Raw genomic sequence first — 4,946 nt, forward strand, 5'->3', positions numbered from 1 at the left:
TCCTAGAGAAATGCGGCTCCGTGGACCTGCTCTACATCCTGCTGTTGCTGGTGATCCTGGTCTACGCCGGTTCCGGGTACCGGCGCGGACTGGTGGCCGGCTGTGCCTCGCTCGCCGACTTCGTGGGCGGTGCGGTCATCGGCGTGGAGATCCTGCCGTGGGTGATGGACCTGGTGACGCCGGGGACGACGGCGGCGACGGTGACCGCGGTGCTCACGGTGCTGGTTCCGGCAGCGGTGGGTCATGAGCTGGCCGGGCGGCTGGCGCTCAGGCTGCGCCGCGAGCTGAACCGGGGGCCGCTCAGGGTGGCCGACGGGATCGGCGGGGCCGCGGCCAACTCGGTGGCCGTGCTGATCGTGGCCTGGGTGGCGGCGAGTGTGCTGGCCGCGTCCTCGTCGCCGCTGCTGACCTCGGCGATACGGGACTCGCGGCTGCTCGGGGCGGTGCAGAACGCGATGCCGGACACCACGCCCGCGTGGTTCTCGCAGGCCACGTCGGCGCTCACCGAGGCGGGCTTCCCGCAGGTCTTCAACCCCTTCGAGAACGAGTCGACCGCCGAGGTGGCCAAGCCCTCCGGGGACAGTGTCACGGCGCGCGCCACGAACGCCGCCGAGCTGAGCACGGTGAAGGTGGAGGGCGTCGCGGGCGGCCAGGGCCGCGAGGGCAGCGGGTTCGTGTACGCCGCGGAGCATGTGATGACCAACGCCCATGTGGTGGCGGGCATCGACGCCCCCACCGTGCGGGTCGGCGGGATCGGGCAGGCGTACGAGGCGCGGGTGGTGCTCTTCGCCCCCGACCGGGACGTGGCGGTGCTCCACGTGCCCGATCTGCGCGCCCCCGTCCTGGACTTCGTCGACGACGCCGAGCGCGGCGAGGCGGCCGTGGTGGCCGGCTATCCGCAGGACGGCGGCCTGGACCTGCAGGCGGCCACGGTGGCGAACCGGGTGCGGGCGACCGGCCAGAACATCTACAACGACGAGAGCGTGACCCGCGAGATCTACTCGATCCGCTCCACGGTCCGCCCCGGCAACTCCGGTGGCCCGCTGCTGACCACCGACGGCCGGGTGTACGGCGTGGTCTTCGCCCGCTCCACCTCCGACGCGGAAACCGGCTACGTCCTGACGGCCGACGAGGTCGCCGGCGACGCCGCGCGGGCGGCGGACGCGACGACACCGGTGGACACGGGCGAGCTGGTCACGTCGTAGGCGCTGCCTGTGCGAGCTACAGCGAACGCCCCATCAGGACGTCGTCGACGTACGCGCCGTCGATGAAGAACTCCTCGGGCAGGACCCCTTCCACCACGAAGCCCTCGGACTCGTACAGCTTGCGGGCCGGGGTGTTGTGCCCGAGGACGCGCAGGGTGATGCGGCGGGCGCCCTGGCGCCGTGCCTCGTCCTGCGCGGCACGCAGCAGCGCACGGGCGACCCCGGCGCCGCGCGCCTCCTCGGCGACGGCCAGGCCCTGGATCTGGCGGACGTGGGCGTTGCACTCCAGCGATGTGGGAAAGCCCAGCCGGATGTAGCCGACCACCGCGTCGCCGCGTCCGGCGAGCTCGGCGACGAGATGGTCCAGCGGCCCGAACCGGTCGTTGAAGAAGGGCTCGTACGGCGGCCGGGGGCGGGGCTGGACGGCGTGCAGCGGAGACCAGGTGGCGCGGTCGAGCCGGGCCAGCGCCTCCTCGTCCTCGTACAGGGCATGACGTATGTGTATCTGCGGATCCGGCATGACGGTCAGCGTACGTCGCACGGGCGAGGCGCCCTCGGGGATTTCGGCGGCCCCAGGGGCATGATGGCCGTATGGAACGTTCCCGAATCGCGGTGGCCGGTGCGTCCGGTCTGATCGGCAGTGCCCTGGTGCGGTCCCTGACCGCGGACGGGCACGAGGTGGTGCGGCTGGTGCGCCGGGCGGCCCGGACCGCGGACGAGGTCTGCTGGGACCCCGAGGGCGGGTATGTGGACGCGGCCGGGCTCGCGGGGTGCGACGCCGTGGTGAACCTGGCGGGCGCCGGGGTCGGCGACCGCCGGTGGACCGAGGCGTACAAGGCGCGGATCTGGGACAGCCGGGTGCTCGGCACGCGCGCGCTGGCCGAGGCCGTCGCCGCACTGCCTGCGCAGGAGCGGCCGCGGGTGTTCGTCAACGGCAGTGCGATCGGCTACTACGGGCAGACCGGGGAGCGGCCGGTCGACGAGAGCGCGCCCGCGGGGGCGGGGTTCCTGCCCGAGCTGTGCGTTCAGTGGGAGGCGGCCGCGGCGCCCGCACAGGAGGCGGGCGTGCGCACGGTGTTCACGCGGACCGGGCTGGTGGTGGCCCGCGGGGGCGGCGCCTGGGGGCGGCTGTTCCCGCTGTTCCGGGCCGGGCTGGGCGGGCGGCTGGGCAACGGGCGGCAGTACTGGTCGTTCATCGCGCTGCACGACGAGGTCGCCGCGATCCGGCATCTCCTCGACCGCGACGACCTGTCGGGACCGTTCAACCTGACGGCTCCGCAGCCGCTGACGAACCGTGAGATCACCGCGGCCATGGGCCGGGTGCTGCACCGGCCGACGCTCTTCGCGGTGCCCGCGCCGGTGCTGCGGGTCGTGCTGGGCGAGATGGCCGGGGACGTGCTGGGCAGTCAACGGGTGCTGCCGATGCGACTGTTGGAGTCCGGGTTCTCGTTCGCGTTCCCCGGGATCGAGGAGGCGATCCGGGCTGCGGAGTGACCGGCGTGACAGTCGGGTTCCGACCGTATGCGACCGCTGTGCGACCGTGCCCTGTCCATGCGCGACTGCCGACGGCCGATCACCGCCCTAACCTCGACCCGAACTCGGGTATCCCCGGCGCCGGTTGGGGGCATGAGGTCTCCACCGGCCGCGCAACCTCGAGGAGGGGCACGTGCTAGAGCCCGCATTTCAGGCGGACGTCGTCGTCGTGGGAGCCGGGGTCGCCGGACTCTCGGCTGCACATCGGCTGACCCGTGCAGGAGTCACCACCGCGGTTCTGGAGGCCGCCCCTTGTGCGGGCGGCCGTATGGCGACCGAGAAGGTCGACGGTTTCCGGCTCGACCGCATCGGACAGCTCCTGTTCACGTCGTATCCCGAACTGCGCCTGGCGCCGGGGCTCGACGCACTCGCCCTGCGGCTGTGCACCCCGGGCGTCCTGCTGCACAGCGACGGCCGTCGGCAGCGCGCTGGCGCTCCGGCGGGCGGAGGGAGCGCAAGGGGCGCACTCCACGCCGTGCGCGCCCTGGCGAGCGCCCCCAGGGTGGCGCCGCCGGCCCGGGGCCGGGTGGCCGTCCCCCGGCCCGCGTCGGGGTCGCCCAGGGGCCTGGCGGCCGTTCCCCGGCAGGCCGCCGTGCCGCGGGGGCGGGCGGGCGCCCCGCTGGGAGGCGCCGTCGACCAGGCGCGGCTCGGGGCCGCACTCGCCCGGATCGGGAGCATGCCCGTCGAACGGCTGCTCGCCCGCCCGGAGTCGCCCGCCGCACAGGCCCTCGCGGAGCGCGGACTGCCCGCCCGCACGATCGACGGCTTTGTGCGCCCCCTGCTCGCCGCCCTGCTCTGCGACCCGGACCTGACCACCTCCAGCCGGTGCGCGGACCTCGCGCTGCGGGCGTTCGCCGGGGGGCGGATGGGCCTTCCGGAGGGCGGGGCCGAGGCGCTGCCCGAGCTGCTCGCGCGGGCGCTGCCGCCGGGCACGGTGCGCACCGGCGTACAGGTCACCTCGGTCGCCACGACATCGGTGACCACGGCCGAGCACGGTGAGTTCCGCTGCCGGGCCGTCCTGCTGGCCACGGACGCGCGCACCGCCGCCGAACTCCTGCCCGGCCTGCGGGTGCCGGACTTCCATCCGGTGACGGTGGTGCACCACACGACCGACGATCCGCCGCAGACCGGGGCGTCGCTGCTGCTCGACGCCGACCGGGGCGGGCCGGTGGCGCACACGGCGGTGGTCAGCACCGTGGACCCGACCCGGGCGCCGCAGGGCCGGGCGCTGATCTCGTCGACGGTGCTTGGCGTCCCGCCGACCGACTTCGACACGGCCGTACGGATGCACCTGGCACGCCTCTACGGCACCTCCACGGCACGTTGGGAGACCCTTGCCGTGCACCACACCGCCGAGGCCGTGCCCGTGATGCGGCCGCCGCACGATCTGCGGCGGCCGGTGCGGCTGATGACGGGCCTGTATGTGTGCGGCGACCACCGGGACACCAGCAGCGTCCAGGGTGCGCTGCACTCCGGGCGACGGGCGTCGGCGGCGATTCTGGCGGACCTGGGGGCGGGGTCGATGCACGGGGCGGAGCCGGCGCCGACGCCTCGGGCGGCGTGAGCCCCGGTCCACGGTGGTGACCGCGCCCCGCAGGCTCAGCTCAGGGCCGCCACCTTGTCCCGGTACGTCCGCACCGGCGCCGCGTCCTTGTACGGCTCCAGCCGTCGCTCGAAGTCCCTGACGTACTCCACCGCCCGCACCGAGCGCATCTCGGCGGCCTGGCCCGCCGCCTCGGCGGCCAGCGCGCAGGCCTGGTCGAGTTCGCCGAGGCCGAGGCGGGCGGTGGCGAGGACGACCCGGCAGAAGAGGCGGCTGCGGGCGAAGCCGGGGGCGCGCAGCTGCAGGGAGCGCTCGGCGTGCTGCGCGGCGGCGCGGAACTGCTGCAGGTCCCGGTGGCAGTGCCCGAACTCGTCGGCGAGCTGGGCCTCGTCGAAGAACCGCGCCCAGTGCGGCACCTCGTCCCCGGTCCGGGCGGCCTCCAGGGTGCGCTCGGCCCGGACGAGCGCGGCGGTACAGGCCCGGACCTCCCCCAGCACCCCGTGCCCGCGCGCCTCGGCGGCGTGCAGCAGAGCCTGGACGACGGGCGGGGCGGAACTGCCCACCCCCTGCTGCGCCACGCGTGCCAGCTGCACCGCCTCGCGCCCGTGGCCGAGGTACACCGCCTGCCGGCTCATGGTGGCCAGGACGTAACTGCCGTACGCCCG

General features: G+C 74.7%; 4 protein-coding genes and 1 pseudogene. 3 read left to right on the forward strand and 2 right to left on the reverse strand.

Annotated features, from left to right (window positions below; all coding sequences use genetic code 11):
• Positions 1–20 precede the first annotated feature (20 nt).
• The gene (locus ACTWQJ_RS46295) at positions 21–1,205 is read left to right on the forward strand and encodes a MarP family serine protease (RefSeq protein ID WP_443312391.1); all 1,185 of its coding nucleotides are present in this window, start codon (positions 21–23) and stop codon (positions 1,203–1,205) included.
• 16 nt (positions 1,206–1,221) lie between these two features.
• Here ACTWQJ_RS46295 and ACTWQJ_RS46300 read toward each other — a convergent pair whose 3' ends face one another.
• A complete protein-coding gene (locus tag ACTWQJ_RS46300; RefSeq protein ID WP_443312388.1) occupies positions 1,222–1,725 on the reverse strand; it encodes a GNAT family N-acetyltransferase in 504 nt (167 codons plus the stop codon).
• Positions 1,726–1,796: 71 nt separating this feature from the next.
• Between ACTWQJ_RS46300 and ACTWQJ_RS46305 the strand changes: the two genes are divergently transcribed.
• Together ACTWQJ_RS46305 and ACTWQJ_RS46310 are read left to right on the forward strand one after the other, a co-directional pair.
• On the forward strand, positions 1,797–2,699 hold the full coding sequence (locus ACTWQJ_RS46305; protein WP_443312389.1) for a TIGR01777 family oxidoreductase: 903 nt from the start codon (positions 1,797–1,799) through the stop codon (positions 2,697–2,699).
• Between the two features lie 172 nt (positions 2,700–2,871).
• Complete coding sequence (locus ACTWQJ_RS46310; protein ID WP_443312390.1) at positions 2,872–4,302, forward strand: NAD(P)/FAD-dependent oxidoreductase; 1,431 nt, start codon at positions 2,872–2,874, stop codon at positions 4,300–4,302.
• A gap of 35 nt (positions 4,303–4,337) precedes the next feature.
• On the opposite strand, the pseudogene ACTWQJ_RS46315 reads toward ACTWQJ_RS46310, so the two are convergent.
• A pseudogene (locus ACTWQJ_RS46315) lies at positions 4,338–4,946 on the reverse strand (regulator); the annotation flags it as partial.

Origin of the sequence: Streptomyces sp. KR55 (genome assembly GCF_052245645.1) — a bacterium.
In the GTDB taxonomy this organism is placed as follows: Bacteria; Actinomycetota; Actinomycetes; order Streptomycetales; family Streptomycetaceae; genus Streptomyces; species Streptomyces flavusporus.